Here is a 13,665-nt window from a genome sequence, read left to right on the forward strand (position 1 = left end):
TAATCAATGGGACACAACTACTTTAACTATCAAGAGGAGTACGCCCATAAAAATTAAGGCACCTACAACTCCCGCAATAATAATGTGGATAAAACTGAGTGAAGCTACATCGTCTTGTAAACCAGATTTTTTACGCACACCTAAAAAAGCCCACAACACAGCGATCATAGATTGCATAAAAGTACTTTTTTTCTTACTCATGACACCGACTTCGATTTAGGGGTGGTTGAGCCTGCTGGCTGCTGACCAACGCCTAACTCAAAGAAGGTGTACGACAAGGTAATCGTTTTGACATCAGCAGGCAGTCCCGCATCAATCACAAATATCACCGGCATCTTTTTGACTTCATGCGCCGCCAGGGTTTGCTGCTGAAAACAGAAGCACTCTAATTTTGTGAAAAACTCCATAGCGCTTTTTGGTGCATAACTCGGAATAGCTTGAGCTTCAACCGGACGACCGAGGTTATTCGTTACCTCGTACACAATCTCTGTCATCTCGCCTGGATGAACCTCTAAATAGTTCTTGAGGGGACGGAAGGAGAATGGGCCACGACTATTAGAATCAAACTCAATCGTTACCACCCGTGAGTAATCAACCTGTGTATTACCTACTTTATTAGGGCTATAGGCTCGCGTGCCATAGTCATTCTTATTGGTCACGACATTAATACCAGTGACCTCACAAAGCGCTTTGTACATCGGCACTAAGGCATAGCCAAATCCAAACATCATGACTGAAGCGATCAACAGCTTCAGTAGGATTTGACGATTAATGGAGGCGATAGCGGACATAAGTGGTGCTTGAGTGTTAACTCAGCACGCTCCGTTTAATAACAATGCCGATAAAGAACACAACAGCAACGCTTAAAAGGATAAAACCCAATCTGCGGTTACTGGCAGATTGGGATTTTTGTACGAGTACTTTAGATTCCTGCAGCATTTAACTCTTCTGCATTTGGAGGTGTTTCAAAGGTATGGTGAGGTGCTGGTGAAGGTATCGTCCACTCCAAACCTTTGGCGCCATCCCATGGCTTCATTGGGGCTTTTTCGCCTTTGCCGTTGTAGGCTGGCAAGACAACAAAGAGCAGGAAATAAACTTGGGACAAACCAAAACCAAGGGCGCCAATAGAGGCGACCATATTGAAATCGGCAAACTGGGTTGGGTAATCGGCATAACGACGTGGCATACCAGCTAAGCCCAAGAAGTGCATTGGGAAGAAGGTGATGTTAAAGAAAATCATGGAAGTCCAGAAATGGATCTTGCCGCGAGTTTCATTGGCCATATAGCCAGTCCACTTTGGACACCAGTAATAGAAACCAGCAAACATGGCGAACAATGAGCCAGCTACCAATACATAGTGGAAGTGAGCAACAACGTAATAGGTATCTTGCACGCCAATATCAATTGGAGCCATTGCCAAGATCAGGCCCGTAAAACCACCCATCGTGAATACGAAAATAAAACCAACAGACCACAACATTGGAGTTTCGAATGTCATCGAACCCTTCCACATGGTTGCAACCCAGTTAAAGATCTTCACACCAGTTGGCACAGCGATCAGCATCGTGGCGTACATAAAGAACAACTGACCAGTAACAGGCATGCCTGTTGCAAACATGTGGTGTGCCCAAACGATAAATGACAAGATCGCAATAGATGCGGTTGCATAAACCATGGAGCTATAGCCAAACAATGTTTTTCTAGAGAAGGCAGGAACGATTTCACTAATAATTCCGAATGCTGGAAGAATCATGATGTAAACCTCTGGATGACCAAAGAACCAGAAAATGTGCTGGAACATGATTGGGTCACCACCGCCAACTGCGGAGAAGAAAGAAGTACCGAAATGGCGATCTGTGAGAACCATGGTGATTGCACCGGCTAACACAGGCATTACAGCGATCAATAAATAAGCAGTAATCAACCAAGTCCAGCAGAACATTGGCATCTTCATCAATGTCAAACCAGGAGCGCGCATATTCAAGATGGTCACGATGATATTAATCGAGCCCATGATGGAGGAAGCACCCAATAAGTGGAGTGCAAAAATACCCATGTCTAAACCTGGGCCCATCTGTGAAGTCAAAGGCGCATACAAAGTCCAGCCACCGGCAGGTGCACCGCCAGGAGCTAAGAATGAACCAAACAACAAGCACGCTGCTACTGGAAGAATCCAGAAGCTAAAGTTATTCATACGGGCAAAAGCCATATCGGATGCGCCGATTTGCAAAGGAATCATCCAGTTCGCAAATCCAACGAATGCCGGCATGATTGCGCCGAACACCATGACCAAACCGTGCATGGTCGTTAATTGATTGAAAAACTCAGGGCGCAAGAATTGCAAGCCTGGCTGGAACAATTCCAATCGAATACCCAAAGCCATCACACCACCAGCCATCAAGCTGATGAAAGAAAAAATCAGGTACATCGTGCCGATATCTTTATGGTTGGTTGCGAACAACCAACGACGCCAGCCATGTGGCGTGTGATCATCATGCGCATGGTCGTGTGCATGATCGTGGGTGGTAGAGACTGTGCTCATGGATTACTCCGGTTTAGTTTGATCTGTATTAATGAATGAATTACTTGCCAGCGCGCGCAGAAACAATATCCTGGGTCTGAATAATCTCACCCGTTTTATTGCCCCAAGCATTGCGGGTGTATGTCATCACGGCAGCAATATCGCCATCAGAAATCACACCAGCCCACTTCGGCATCGCACCCTTACCATTGATAAGAATGTTGTACTGAGCTGCTTTCGGTCCAAGCACCACTTTGCTACCTTCAAGCGCTGGGAACGTGCCCGCACCTTTGCCGTTTGGCTGATGGCATGCTGCGCAATTTGCTGCGTAGACTTTAGCGCCACGCTCTTTTTGCTCATCCAAGGTGTAAACCTTAGTAGGATCATCAGAGGCCGCACCCATTTCTTTTTTCTTCTCTGCTACCCACTTGGTGTAGTCATCTTGTGAAACCACGTTGACTACGATAGGCATAAAGGCGTGCTCGGCACCGCACAACTCAGAACATTGACCGCGGAATTTACCGATAGTGTCAGCACGGAACCAGGTATCGCGCACGAAACCTGGGATCGCATCTTGCTTCACACCAAATGCTGGAATAGTCCATGAGTGAATTACGTCATTCGCAGTGGTAATCATGCGAATCTTTTTGCCAACAGGCACCACCATCTCGTTGTCCACTTCCATCAAATACGTATTTGATTTAGGTGCCAAGTTATTAATGGCTTCACGTGTAGTAGACATGGTGGACAAGAAGCTAATGCCTTCGCCTTCACCTTTAATGTAGTCGTAACCCCATTTCCACTGGTAGCCAGTAGTCTTAATAGTGATGTCAGAGTTAGTGGTGTCTTTCATGGCCACAACAGTTTTAGTTGCAGGCAAAGCCATCCCGATCACGATGAGTAATGGAATTACTGTCCAAATGATCTCCACTGTGGTGCTTTCGTGGAAAGAGGCAGATTTAGCACCTAAAGATTTGCGGTGCTTGAGGATGGAATAGAACATCACTCCAAAAACACCGATAAAAATCAGTGCGCAAATGATCAACATCATCCAATGCAACCAATGAATCTCTTGCATGATTTTTGTCGCAGGAGGGGCAAAATTCAGTTGCAACACCGATGGGCCGCCTGGCATATTTTCAACTGCATGCGCTACTGCAGTGCCGAAGGCTGCTACTAAATAGAGCGAAGCCCTAGTGACTTTTCCAAATAAATTCATCTTATTCTCTGTTTATTGTCGTGAACTTCTGCGGCAATACAGCCCCAGATAGTCCAAAAATGCGGTATCAAGCAATACTTCTAGCGCTGATTATAGGGTTAATTAAGTTCAACAACAAACCGGGTTAACCAGGCTTGCCTCAATCTTGATAAAGGTTTAAAAGATAGTGAGTGCTTACACTTAAGCAGAATCACTCCTAGTCTTGCGTCCGATTTGATTTAGATCAATATAGGCGACATGATCCTGTGCTTTAGCTAGGTGCTTGCCCAAGGCCCAAGCATGCCCATAAACAAGTTCTAAAGTGAGTTTTTTAGGTAATTGAATGGATAAAGCGCTATTTTGACCATCAGCATCAAGCAAATTTAAAGCCTTGGCATCGGTCACCAGTACTGCGTCAGATACATAGTCCAAGTTCAGGAACTCCATATCCATTACCGGATCTGAAAAACGCTCGCCCAGCAGGGCATCTCCCATATCGTGCATATCCCAAGGACTGGCCAATTTCTTCAAAGACAACTGCTGGGGCAAGCCTTCGGCGCGAAGCTCTTTGGCAGTATCGGGGCCCAAATAACTAAAAGTCAGTAATCCACCCTCCTTGAGTACTCGCCAACACTCTTGCAAAAAATGCTTTGGGTCGGGTAAATCTTGCATAAATAAGACACTAAAGATCAATTCGACAGAATTATCGGGAAGGTCAATTCGGCCTGATTTCTTGTAGTTATCTAGTGAAATCAAGGGGGCAGATTGAAGCCCTGAATTCCATAGACGGGCAATCCTGAATTTCAATAAGTCAAACCCAGTTAGCTCAGCCTCTGGTGCACTATGAAAACGAATTCCTGGAAAACGTTTTGTCAGAAAGCGCGCATGCGCCCCAGGGAAATCTGGAATGATCAGCGCATCCTTTACTTCCAGTTTGACGATATCTAACTTTTGCAACATTCGGTCTGCAATTTCGTCCTGAAGCCATCTGATTGATTGGGTCATTGGCTCAGTATACTCAGCGCCCAATGCGACTCTTTGAGAATTTTTTCCAAACCATTTGTTCGCATGTATTGCCAAGTGCATGCATCATTTGCGGGGCATTTCAGCAACGTACTCTGTGCGTTGCTTGTTCTGCTTTATTAGATTCAGACCAACTCTCAAATTATGAGTGTTGTAAACAATGTGGCCTCACTCTGGTAGGCAATGAAATTGCCGATCAACGCTGCCAGGAGTGCCTAAACAATCCGCCCTACTTTGATGAGACCTACTGCCTAGACCGATACGACGGAAGGCTACAGACAGCACTACACCAATTAAAATATCAACGCCGTCTTGCCTGTGCTCATGGTCTTGCATCAGCATGGAATCAATTGATCTCTGAAGATATAAAACAGATGCAGGCAGACTATTTACTACCGGTACCGCTGAGCCAAGAAAAACTGTGCGCTCGGGGCTTTAATCAAAGCTGGGAGGTGGCTAGACGTATTCGCTGTACAAACACGGTCAATAAAAATCCCCATGTTTTACTGCGCCACCATCACACCCAACATCAGGCTCATGAAAACCGAGCGAATCGCTATAAAGCCATTCAACACATGTTCTACATCAACCCGAAATACAGTGAGTGCCTAGAGTCTGCAACGATCATCGTATTTGATGACGTAATGACCAGTGGCGCAACCTTAAATGAGATCGCGCGGATTCTGAAGGACAATGGCGTATCTCGTGTTATTAATTGGGTTCTTCTGAGAACACTTCGTCCATCGCAAAGATCAGAGCATGTTTAACATTGTTTTATTCGAACCAGAAATTCCACCAAACACAGGCAACATTATTCGCCTGTGTGCCAACACGGGTGCAAAACTTCATCTCATAGAACCGCTTGGCTTCCCCATGGAAGATGCGAAGCTTCGGAGAGCGGGTCTGGACTATCACGAATTCGCTAGAGTAAAAGTACACGAAAACTGGGCGCAATTTCTTGCAAATGAACAACCTAAGGCAGAACGTATTTTTGCCCTGACCACCAAAGGATCTGGAAGGTTTCATGATGGCAAATACTTGCCTGATGATTATTTTGTTTTTGGCTCGGAAACCAAAGGTATTACAGAAGAAGTTAGAGGCTCGATACCACTTCCAAATCAAATGCGTCTAGCCATGCAAGATAACAGTCGCAGTTTGAATCTATCTAACACTGTCGCGATTGTGGTGTATGAAGCTTGGCGCCAAAACGGACTGCTTGGTGGGAACTAGTCGTAATTTAGACTTCGACCTTAGGATCGCGGCCCATGAGTTTTTTAACAGCTTGTGCTGGTGGAAGTTTTCCAGATAAGACTTCACCCATCATGGCAGTAATTGGCATCTCGACACCCAAGCGAGTCGCAAGATCACCAACAGCGGAAGCACACAAGACACCCTCAGCAACATGTCCTAAGTTGCCTAAAATTTCAGGTAAAGGTTTCCCTGCAGCAAGTGCCAGCCCAACTCGACGATTGCGAGAGAGATCGCCAGTAGCAGTCAGAATTAAATCGCCCACACCCGTCAACCCCATACAGGTTTCAGGCCTACCGCCAGCCGCTTTTACCAAGCGCATCATTTCGGCAAGCCCACGCGTCAATACGGCAGCTCGTGCATTTAGACCAAGATCCAAACCATCGCCAATACCAGCCGCAATTGCTAAGACGTTTTTAATAGCGCCGCCCAATTCAACGCCAACCAAATCATCGCTGGCATAGATGCGCATATTGCCATGATGAAATGCACCTTGAACAATGTCGCACAAGGCATTTGATTTGCTAGCAATCGTTAATGCGCAAGGCATGCCGTTGCCAACCTCTTGCGCAAAACTAGGGCCGGATAATGCACCATAGGAGTGGCGCAAGCCATGACTATGAAGTTTGTCTTCACGATCCACTACTTGATGTGGCAATAAGGTAGTGCTGGGCTCTAAACCCTTGCACAGCCAAACAATATTGAGTGGGTATTTTGCGAGGCGTAATACTTGCGCCACCGTTTCCGAAAGACCCGACATCGGGGTAGCAATCACCAAAAGATCGTTTTCAGAAAGGCGCTCAATGGCGCGCTCAAAACTACTTTCTAATTGCAGGCCTGGGGGCAAGATGACGCCACGCAAATACGCTGCGTTTTCACCAGTCTTTCGAATGGCCTCTAACTGCTCAGCACTGCGCGACCATAGGCAGACATCGCCCGACTGAAGATGGCGCGCAGCTTGTGCGGCCATAGCAGTACCCCAAGATCCAGCTCCAAGCAGCGTCACTTTCATGATCTGTGGGCTTTAACTAATCAGACTTAGTGAGGAAGAATGATTTTGCTTTCATCGGCAGAGCTACTCTCAGTTGCAGCAGCTTGCGCGGCCTGCATGATGCGGTGCTCGTACATCCCGTGGAAATTAATTTCATTCAGATGAATTGGCTGGAAACCAGCACGGCTAATAGTGTCAGCAACATTAGAGCGCAGGTAAGGATACAAAATCGTTGGGCAAGCAATACCTAACATTGGATCAATTTGCTCTGGGGGGATATTGCTGAATTCAAAAATACCTGCCTGCTTTGCTTCAACCAAAAAGAGTACTTTACTCTCAACTTTAGCGGTTACTGTCGCAATTAAAGCTACTTCAAAAATCTCATCGCTCAAGCGGGTCACTGCAACATCTACCTCAACTTCTACTTGTGGCTCAGCGGCAACCAACAAAATTTGCGGGGCATTTGGCTGCTCTAAAGATAGATCCTTAAGATAGATCCGTTGAATACGGAAACCAGGTTCTTTTGAGTTATCAGCTCCATCTGGAGCGGAAGTAGTTTGTTCAGTCATAAGAAACTTTCTGAGTAAATTTTTAAGCTAATAGCGGATCAAGTTGGCCAGCACGGTCCAGAGCAACTAGATCGTCGTAACCGCCAACATGGGTTTCCCCAATATAAATTTGCGGGACCGTACGGCGCCCCGTACGAGTCATCATGATCTCGCGCTGCGCAGGATCCCGATCAATCAAAATCTTCTCTAGATTGGCAACACCCTTTCTCTGCAACAGCTTTTCTGCCATAACGCAGTAAGGGCAGACTTGGGTGCTGTACATCGTGACTGACGGCATATCTGGCTCGCTAAATTATTTAACTAATGGCAGCGCTGCGGCCTGCCAAGCCTGAACACCGCCATCTAAAGTACCCACTTCAGCAAAGCCCAGTTTTTGTACTTCAGCCATTGCCTTGCGCGAGCTCACACCAGTTTCACAAACCAAAATGAGTGGGTTTTTTCGGTCTAGCTTGAGTTTTTCAATCCTAGCGACAATCTCATTGGATGGCACATGCTTTGCACCTGGTAAATGACCTGCTTTAAATGCTTCCTCTGAGCGAAGGTCTAAAACTCCCGCCTTGCGACGATTCATCCAAATGGTCGCTTCGGTAGGCGATAAGCCTTTTCCGCTAATAAGCGTAGATAATGTGGGTAGGAAAAGCGCTGCGCCCGAAACTAACAGGAGGGCGATAAGCGCTAAATTATCAATTTGCGTGAGAAAGTTCATCACCGGATTATAGAATGGCTCTATGAAACAACTTGTCCTTATTCGTCATGGCGAATCCGCCTGGAACCTTGAAAACCGCTTTACTGGCTGGGCGGACGTCGACTTAACCCCAAAAGGCACTGAACAGGCTCTTGCCGCAGGCGAAAACCTCCGCAAAGCTGGCTATGAGTTTGACGTGGCTTACACCTCCGTCTTGAGAAGGGCTATCCGAACCCTTTGGCATGTTCAAGACACTATGGACCTCATGTGGCTGCCCGTAGTCCACAGTTGGAGACTGAACGAACGTCACTATGGCGCCCTCACCGGCCTCAATAAAGCTGAAACTGCTGCCCAATACGGAGATGCGCAAGTTCATATTTGGCGTCGCTCCTACGATATTCGCCCCCCACTTTTAGAGGCGGGAGATGAGCGCAATCCACAAAATGATCGTCGCTATGAAAAACTCAGCGCATCCGATATTCCTTTAGGAGAGTGCCTAAAGGACAACGTTGAGCGAGTCTTGCCCCTATGGAATGAATCCATTGCCCCAGCCCTCAAAGCGGGTAAGCGTGTATTGCTAGTAGCGCATGGGAACAGCATTCGCTCTTTAATTAAGTACCTAGATCAGGTTTCCGACGAAGACATTATGGAAATTAACGTTCCTAATGGCATCCCGCTCGTTTATGAGCTCGATGACAACCTCAAGCCCATTCAGCATTTTTATTTGGATTAAGGTAAAACAGAAGCATGCGCGTATTTTTCAAGAACTTTGCCCTTATAGCTGTTGGCCTAATCGCCGGGGTTGCAGCCACCATCCAATTATCAGCAACTGCCCAACAAGGCGCAACGCTGCCTTTGGATGAGCTGCGCACACTATCCAATGTCTTTGCTCAAATTAAACGTGAATACGTTGAGCCGATTGAAGATAAACAGTTATTAACTGATGCGGTCAAAGGCATGGTCAGCAGTCTTGATCCTCACTCGACCTATCTTGATAAAAAAGATTTCTCAGAAATGCAGGAACAAACCAGTGGTAAGTTTGCTGGTCTTGGCATTGAGATCACCTCAGAAGATGGTGTTGTTAAAGTGCTCAACCCGATCGAAGATAGTCCTGCGGCGCGCGCTGGCTTACAAGCTGGCGACCTCATTACTCGCTTAGATGACAAACCTGTTCGCGGTATGTCACTCGATAAAGCGGTGCGCACCATGCGCGGTACACCAGGTACCAAAATTACCTTGACCGTCTTCCGTAAAAGTGAAGAGCGTAGCTTTCCGGTAACCATTACTCGTGCTGAAATTAAAGTGCAATCCGTTAAAGCCAAAATTTTGGATAACGATATCGCATGGGTCAGAGTAACCAGCTTTCAGGAGCGCACTATTCCTGACTTAGCTAAAAAATTAACTGAACTTGCCAATCAAGATCCTAAGATGAAGGGCATCATTCTGGATCTCCGTAATAATGGCGGCGGCTTGCTGCAAGGCGCAGTAGGTGTTGCTGCTGCTTTCTTACCAGCTGATGCTGTGATCGTTTCAACTAAGGGCCAGACGCCTGATTCCAAGCAAGTATTCAATGCGACGCCAGCGATGTATCGTCTGAGCGAACCCGGCGATCCTTTAGCTGGTGTGCCGGCATTGTATAAAAAACTACCGATGGTGGTTTTAGTAAACGCATATTCGGCTTCTGCATCGGAGATTGTTGCGGGTGCATTGCAGGACTACAAACGTGCGACCATTATTGGCAAGACAACTTTTGGTAAAGGCTCAGTGCAAACCGTTCGTCCACTCAGCAATGATTCAGCACTAAAGATCACTACTGCTTACTACTACACCCCAAGTGGTAAATCTATTCAGGCTTATGGCATCAAACCAGATATCGCAGTTGATCAAAATAAAGATGGCGACCCTGACGATGTCTTGATTACACGGGAGATTGATAGCGAGAAGCATTTGCGCAACAAGCAAGCGTCAGAAGAAAAGTTAGTTGCCGATCGTGAAAAACGTCGCCTAGAAGAGCTTCAACGTATTGAAGAAAAAAATGCCAAGAAAACTCCTGAAGAGAAAGAAAAAGAGAAGTCTAAGAAGCCTGTTGAGCTCGGCAGTACAGATGACTTCATGCTTTCTCAGGCTGTAGCATTCATTAATGGCGAGCCAGTAAAACGCTCAGCTTCTAAGCTCGAGTAAGCTCTAGCAATTGGGGCATGCATATGAATGATGAGCAGCTACTTCGCTACTCGCGGCATTTACTGCTAGAAGAAATTGATGTTGCTGGGCAAGAAAAACTGCTTGGCTCACACATCCTCATCATTGGTGCCGGTGGCTTAGGTAGCGCTGCCGCACCCTACTTAGCAGCTGCAGGCGTAGGCACAATAACGCTAGTCGATCACGACAAAGTTGAGCCAACCAATTTGCAACGACAAATCATGCACACCCAAAACTCTATTGGGAAAAGCAAGGTCGAGTCTGGAAAACAATTCCTACAAAGCATCAACCCAAGCCTCATCATTAATACGGTCCAAGAGAAAGCATCAGAAACTTTACTAGATGGCCTTTTGCCAAGCGTTGATATCGCTCTAGATTGCACGGACAACTTTGCTACTCGCCACTTAATTAATGCCGCTTGCTTCCAACATCAAGTGCCGCTAGTCTCAGGCTCAGCGCTCAAGTTTGATGGTCAACTCAGTGTGTTTGATTTTCGCGAGGAAACATCGCCCTGTTATGCCTGTCTGTTCTCTCCAGATGAACAATTCGAGGAAGTCAGTTGCGCCAGTATGGGAATATTTTCGCCCTTAGTCGGCATTATTGGCACCATGCAAGCAGCGCAAGCCCTGCAAGTCTTAATTGGATTTGGTCAGCCTTTAGTGGGAAGAATGTTGCTTTGGAACGCTCTTAACACACAGATTGATGAGATCCGAATTAGTCGTAATGCTGAGTGCCTAGTATGCGGCTCTCAGCATTAGGAAATTAAGAGAGCAATCGCTCCAAAGCTTTAGCCTGCTCTTCGGACTCGTAAGCACGCAGGACTCTAGGAACTCGGGCTTTTAATAAACCCACGTTTGCCTTTAAGATCTCGCGCTTCACTAATAACAACTGACTAAAGTGCATTGAGAAGTCTGTCAGCCCAAGCGCAAGTAATAGCTTTGTCAATGCAGGATCACCGGCCATCTCACCGCAAACAGCAACAGGCACATCCGCGCGCTTAGCTTGGTCAATGATGCTTGATAACAAATTCAATATGGCTGGATGCAAGGGGTCGTACAAATGCGCCACCGAATGATCCGCCCGATCAATCGCTAAGGTGTACTGAATCAGGTCGTTAGTACCAATAGAAAGGAAATCAAATCGATCAATAAACAACGGTAGCATCAAAGCAGCTGCCGGGATTTCAATCATCGCACCCACTTGAATATCGGGGTTAAACGCTTTGCCACGCTGATGCAATTGCTGCTTTGCCTTTTCAATCAATCTAAATGTTTCATCGATTTCTTTGGCATGGGCCAACATCGGAATCATGATGCGCGCCTGCCCATGGGCTGATGCGCGCAAGATCGCTCTGAGTTGCGTTAAAAAGATTTCAGGCTCCGTCAAAGACCAGCGAATTGCACGCAATCCAAGTGGTGATGTACCAGTTTGAGAAACATCGCCACCCCCACCCAATGCTTTATCGGCACCAACGTCAATAGTTCTAATATTAATAGGTAGGCCATGCATTAAATCGACTACGCGCCGATATTCTTGATACTGCTGCTCTTCATCGGGCAAGGCCAGCTTGCGATCCATAAATAAAAATTCAGAGCGGAATAAACCAACGCCCACAGCACCCAACTTCACTGCCTGTATCGCATCCTCGGGTAGCTCAATATTGGCAAACAACTCAATCTCAACGCGGTCCACTGTTTCAGTCTTTGCATGCTTTAGCTGCTTTAGCTTGCGAGCTTCTTTTAAGGCCTGAGTTTGTAGTTTTCGATATTCAGCAAGAAGTTGCTCATCGGGAGCAACCACCACAACCCCGTGCTCACCATCCAATACCAGCCAATCCCCATGACGAATCATTTCGCTGGCATGTCTTACGCCCACTACCGCAGGAATCTCCATGCTGCGAGCAACGATAGCGGTATGAGAGGTCTTCCCTCCAAGATCCGTTACAAAGCCTGTAAAGGCATGCTCTTTGAAGCGCAACATGTCATGAGGAGCAATATCATGAGCAACAATGATGGATTCAACGCCAATATCACTGGCAGGTAAGAAATCGGCATCATTTAAGGGGTCTTTTTTCTGAGCATTTAAAGCCTTAACCACTCGCTCAGCCACCTGCCGGATATCGTTGGCGCGCTCTTTTAAATAAGTATCCTCAATATCCGCAAATTGCTCTAAAAGAGCATTAAGCTCAGTTGTTAAGGCCCAAGCCGCATTTAATCTCTGAGTGCGAATCAATTTAATAGGCTTCTCAGCCAAAGCAGGATCAGCCAGAATCATGCCATGCACATCTAAGAATGCAGCCATCTCTTGTGGCGCATCTTTAGGCAAGCCTTGGCGCAGTTGTGCCAATTCAAGGCGGACTTGCTCAAAAGCATCTAATAATTTTTGGGCTTCAGCTTCTTCTCTGCCAGCCTCAACTAAGTAATGACTAACCTCTAATGCTGCACGCGAAATCAGTACGGCTTTGCCAATGGCAATGCCTTTTGATACTGCAATTCCATGCAAAGCAAAAGTCATTGTTACTCGCCTTCTCCAAATCGATCATTGATCAAGGCGGTTAAAGCGAGCATTGCCTCATCCGCCTTATCGCCAACTGTTTCTAGAGTCACAGTGCTCCCAATGCCAGCAGCCAGCATCATGACACCCATAATGCTCTTAGCATTGATTTGACGACCATTACGTGACAAGAGTATTTCACAGGGAAATTCGGCTGCAAGTTGCGACAACTTTGCAGAGGCACGCGCATGCAAACCCAGCTTGTTAACAATTTCAATATCGGCAACTGGCATAGCGAGTCTTATTTCTCCGTAGTTTCTTGCGGGGTTTTAGAACCTAAACGCAGGATGCCATTTTGGCCGCCTTGAAGTGCCTTCTGGGCAAGCTCTTCCAATCCCTCATCACGGTGGGAGATGCAACGCATCAGCATGGGTAAATTTAACCCCGCCAAAACGATGATTGGCGAATTCAAACCAGATAATGGTCCAAGTGCTTCTAGCTTAGATGCCACATTGGCTGGCGTTGCCCCCATGACATCGGTGAGTATTAAGACGCCATTTCCAGTATCTACACCATAAGCCGCCCTGAGAACGCGATCAAAGCTCACCTTAGTATCTTCATAAGGCGGAATATCTACCGCTCTGACGCCCTCAGGTAGTACTCCAAAAGTATGCTCAGCAAAACCAAGCATCGCGCTTGCCACTGGGGTGTGGGCAACTATTACGATTCCAACCATTT

Annotated in this window: 18 protein-coding genes; 5 read left to right on the forward strand and 13 right to left on the reverse strand. The window is 46.6% G+C overall.

From position 1 onward, the window contains the following. Positions 1 to 3: 3 nt before the first annotated feature. The 6 genes from ICN12_RS00640 to ICN12_RS00665 form a co-directional block, all read right to left on the reverse strand. Positions 4 to 177, reverse strand: a complete 174-nt coding sequence (locus ICN12_RS00640) for a DUF2970 domain-containing protein (RefSeq protein WP_370624908.1) — start codon at positions 175 to 177, stop codon at positions 4 to 6. Positions 178 to 197: 20 nt separating this feature from the next. Beyond that, the gene (locus ICN12_RS00645) at positions 198 to 791 is read right to left on the reverse strand and encodes a cytochrome c oxidase assembly protein (RefSeq protein ID WP_216270077.1); all 594 of its coding nucleotides are present in this window, start codon (positions 789 to 791) and stop codon (positions 198 to 200) included. 16 nt (positions 792 to 807) lie between these two features. Then, on the reverse strand, positions 808 to 939 hold the full coding sequence (locus ICN12_RS00650) for a cytochrome oxidase small assembly protein (RefSeq protein ID WP_216270078.1): 132 nt from the start codon (positions 937 to 939) through the stop codon (positions 808 to 810). Beyond that, a complete protein-coding gene (gene ctaD, locus ICN12_RS00655) occupies positions 923 to 2,542 on the reverse strand; it encodes a cytochrome c oxidase subunit I (RefSeq protein WP_216270079.1) in 1,620 nt (539 codons plus the stop codon). Before ctaD ends, ICN12_RS00650 begins: the two co-directional genes overlap by 17 nt. Before the next feature lie 40 nt (positions 2,543 to 2,582). Further along, positions 2,583 to 3,740, reverse strand: coding sequence for a cytochrome c oxidase subunit II (coxB, locus tag ICN12_RS00660; RefSeq protein ID WP_216270080.1), 1,158 nt, complete (start codon positions 3,738 to 3,740; stop codon positions 2,583 to 2,585). 180 nt (positions 3,741 to 3,920) lie between these two features. Then, on the reverse strand, positions 3,921 to 4,724 hold the full coding sequence (locus tag ICN12_RS00665) for a class I SAM-dependent methyltransferase (RefSeq protein WP_255537624.1): 804 nt from the start codon (positions 4,722 to 4,724) through the stop codon (positions 3,921 to 3,923). On the opposite strand from ICN12_RS00665, the gene ICN12_RS00670 reads away from it, so the two are divergent. Beyond that, entirely contained in the window at positions 4,724 to 5,509 is a 786-nt protein-coding gene (locus ICN12_RS00670) for a ComF family protein (protein WP_255537625.1), read from the forward strand. The two genes, ICN12_RS00665 and ICN12_RS00670, sit on opposite strands and share 1 nt — an antisense overlap. Next, entirely contained in the window at positions 5,502 to 5,972 is a 471-nt protein-coding gene (trmL, locus tag ICN12_RS00675; RefSeq protein ID WP_216270081.1) for a tRNA (uridine(34)/cytosine(34)/5-carboxymethylaminomethyluridine(34)-2'-O)-methyltransferase TrmL, read from the forward strand. The genes ICN12_RS00670 and trmL overlap by 8 nt, the downstream gene beginning before the upstream one ends. Positions 5,973 to 5,979: 7 nt before the next feature. On the opposite strand, the gene ICN12_RS00680 is transcribed toward trmL, so the two are convergent. From ICN12_RS00680 to ICN12_RS00695, 4 genes are read right to left on the reverse strand one after another with little or no spacing between them, the layout of a single operon-like run. Continuing rightward, positions 5,980 to 7,002: an NAD(P)H-dependent glycerol-3-phosphate dehydrogenase gene (locus tag ICN12_RS00680; protein WP_216270082.1), complete on the reverse strand. Its 1,023-nt coding sequence runs from the start codon at positions 7,000 to 7,002 to the stop codon at positions 5,980 to 5,982. A 26-nt stretch (positions 7,003 to 7,028) separates the two neighbouring features. After that, entirely contained in the window at positions 7,029 to 7,550 is a 522-nt protein-coding gene (gene secB, locus ICN12_RS00685; RefSeq protein WP_216270083.1) for a protein-export chaperone SecB, read from the reverse strand. Between the two features lie 22 nt (positions 7,551 to 7,572). Further along, positions 7,573 to 7,827 (reverse strand): glutaredoxin 3, encoded by a 255-nt coding sequence (gene grxC / locus ICN12_RS00690; RefSeq protein WP_216270084.1) that lies wholly within the window; start codon positions 7,825 to 7,827, stop codon positions 7,573 to 7,575. A gap of 15 nt (positions 7,828 to 7,842) precedes the next feature. Continuing rightward, complete coding sequence (locus ICN12_RS00695) at positions 7,843 to 8,256, reverse strand: rhodanese-like domain-containing protein (protein WP_216270085.1); 414 nt, start codon at positions 8,254 to 8,256, stop codon at positions 7,843 to 7,845. Positions 8,257 to 8,278: 22 nt separating this feature from the next. Here ICN12_RS00695 and gpmA point away from each other — a divergent pair, with 22 nt between their 5' ends. The 3 genes from gpmA to ICN12_RS00710 are packed head-to-tail and all read left to right on the forward strand — an operon-like array spanning position 8,279 to position 11,192. After that, positions 8,279 to 8,968 (forward strand): 2,3-diphosphoglycerate-dependent phosphoglycerate mutase, encoded by a 690-nt coding sequence (gpmA, locus tag ICN12_RS00700; RefSeq protein WP_216270086.1) that lies wholly within the window; start codon positions 8,279 to 8,281, stop codon positions 8,966 to 8,968. A gap of 14 nt (positions 8,969 to 8,982) precedes the next feature. After that, on the forward strand, positions 8,983 to 10,416 hold the full coding sequence (locus tag ICN12_RS00705) for a S41 family peptidase (RefSeq protein WP_216270087.1): 1,434 nt from the start codon (positions 8,983 to 8,985) through the stop codon (positions 10,414 to 10,416). 23 nt (positions 10,417 to 10,439) lie between these two features. Beyond that, the gene (locus ICN12_RS00710) at positions 10,440 to 11,192 is read left to right on the forward strand and encodes a HesA/MoeB/ThiF family protein (RefSeq protein WP_216270088.1); all 753 of its coding nucleotides are present in this window, start codon (positions 10,440 to 10,442) and stop codon (positions 11,190 to 11,192) included. 4 nt (positions 11,193 to 11,196) lie between these two features. Here ICN12_RS00710 and ptsP read toward each other — a convergent pair whose 3' ends face one another. The 3 genes from ptsP to ICN12_RS00725 are packed head-to-tail and all read right to left on the reverse strand — an operon-like array spanning position 11,197 to position 13,663. After that, complete coding sequence (ptsP, locus tag ICN12_RS00715) at positions 11,197 to 12,948, reverse strand: phosphoenolpyruvate--protein phosphotransferase (RefSeq protein WP_216270089.1); 1,752 nt, start codon at positions 12,946 to 12,948, stop codon at positions 11,197 to 11,199. 2 nt (positions 12,949 to 12,950) lie between these two features. After that, on the reverse strand, positions 12,951 to 13,220 hold the full coding sequence (locus tag ICN12_RS00720; protein ID WP_216270090.1) for an HPr family phosphocarrier protein: 270 nt from the start codon (positions 13,218 to 13,220) through the stop codon (positions 12,951 to 12,953). Positions 13,221 to 13,228: 8 nt separating this feature from the next. Next, positions 13,229 to 13,663, reverse strand: a complete 435-nt coding sequence (locus ICN12_RS00725) for a PTS sugar transporter subunit IIA (protein WP_216270091.1) — start codon at positions 13,661 to 13,663, stop codon at positions 13,229 to 13,231. Between the last annotated feature and the right edge of the window lie 2 nt (positions 13,664 to 13,665).

The organism is Polynucleobacter sp. AM-25C3, assembly GCF_018882335.1.
Lineage (GTDB): Bacteria > Pseudomonadota > Gammaproteobacteria > Burkholderiales > Burkholderiaceae > Polynucleobacter.

What these genes read in the sequence shown, in the direction of transcription:
- ICN12_RS00640 (WP_370624908.1), bottom strand. Translation starts at nt 177, where the DNA reads ATGCAATCTATGATCGCTGTGTTGTGGGCTTTTTTAGGTGTGCGTAAA.
- ICN12_RS00645 (WP_216270077.1), bottom strand. Translation starts at nt 791, where the DNA reads ATGTCCGCTATCGCCTCCATTAATCGTCAAATCCTACTGAAGCTGTTG.
- ICN12_RS00650 (WP_216270078.1), bottom strand. Translation starts at nt 939, where the DNA reads ATGCTGCAGGAATCTAAAGTACTCGTACAAAAATCCCAATCTGCCAGT.
- ctaD (WP_216270079.1), bottom strand. Translation starts at nt 2,542, where the DNA reads ATGAGCACAGTCTCTACCACCCACGATCATGCACACGACCATGCGCAT.
- coxB (WP_216270080.1), bottom strand. Translation starts at nt 3,740, where the DNA reads ATGAATTTATTTGGAAAAGTCACTAGGGCTTCGCTCTATTTAGTAGCA.
- ICN12_RS00665 (WP_255537624.1), bottom strand. Translation starts at nt 4,724, where the DNA reads ATGACCCAATCAATCAGATGGCTTCAGGACGAAATTGCAGACCGAATG.
- trmL (WP_216270081.1), top strand. Translation starts at nt 5,502, where the DNA reads ATGTTTAACATTGTTTTATTCGAACCAGAAATTCCACCAAACACAGGC.
- ICN12_RS00680 (WP_216270082.1), bottom strand. Translation starts at nt 7,002, where the DNA reads ATGAAAGTGACGCTGCTTGGAGCTGGATCTTGGGGTACTGCTATGGCC.
- secB (WP_216270083.1), bottom strand. Translation starts at nt 7,550, where the DNA reads ATGACTGAACAAACTACTTCCGCTCCAGATGGAGCTGATAACTCAAAA.
- grxC (WP_216270084.1), bottom strand. Translation starts at nt 7,827, where the DNA reads ATGCCGTCAGTCACGATGTACAGCACCCAAGTCTGCCCTTACTGCGTT.
- ICN12_RS00695 (WP_216270085.1), bottom strand. Translation starts at nt 8,256, where the DNA reads ATGAACTTTCTCACGCAAATTGATAATTTAGCGCTTATCGCCCTCCTG.
- gpmA (WP_216270086.1), top strand. Translation starts at nt 8,279, where the DNA reads ATGAAACAACTTGTCCTTATTCGTCATGGCGAATCCGCCTGGAACCTT.
- ICN12_RS00705 (WP_216270087.1), top strand. Translation starts at nt 8,983, where the DNA reads ATGCGCGTATTTTTCAAGAACTTTGCCCTTATAGCTGTTGGCCTAATC.
- ICN12_RS00710 (WP_216270088.1), top strand. Translation starts at nt 10,440, where the DNA reads ATGAATGATGAGCAGCTACTTCGCTACTCGCGGCATTTACTGCTAGAA.
- ptsP (WP_216270089.1), bottom strand. Translation starts at nt 12,948, where the DNA reads ATGACTTTTGCTTTGCATGGAATTGCAGTATCAAAAGGCATTGCCATT.
- ICN12_RS00720 (WP_216270090.1), bottom strand. Translation starts at nt 13,220, where the DNA reads ATGCCAGTTGCCGATATTGAAATTGTTAACAAGCTGGGTTTGCATGCG.
- ICN12_RS00725 (WP_216270091.1), bottom strand. Translation starts at nt 13,663, where the DNA reads ATGGTTGGAATCGTAATAGTTGCCCACACCCCAGTGGCAAGCGCGATG.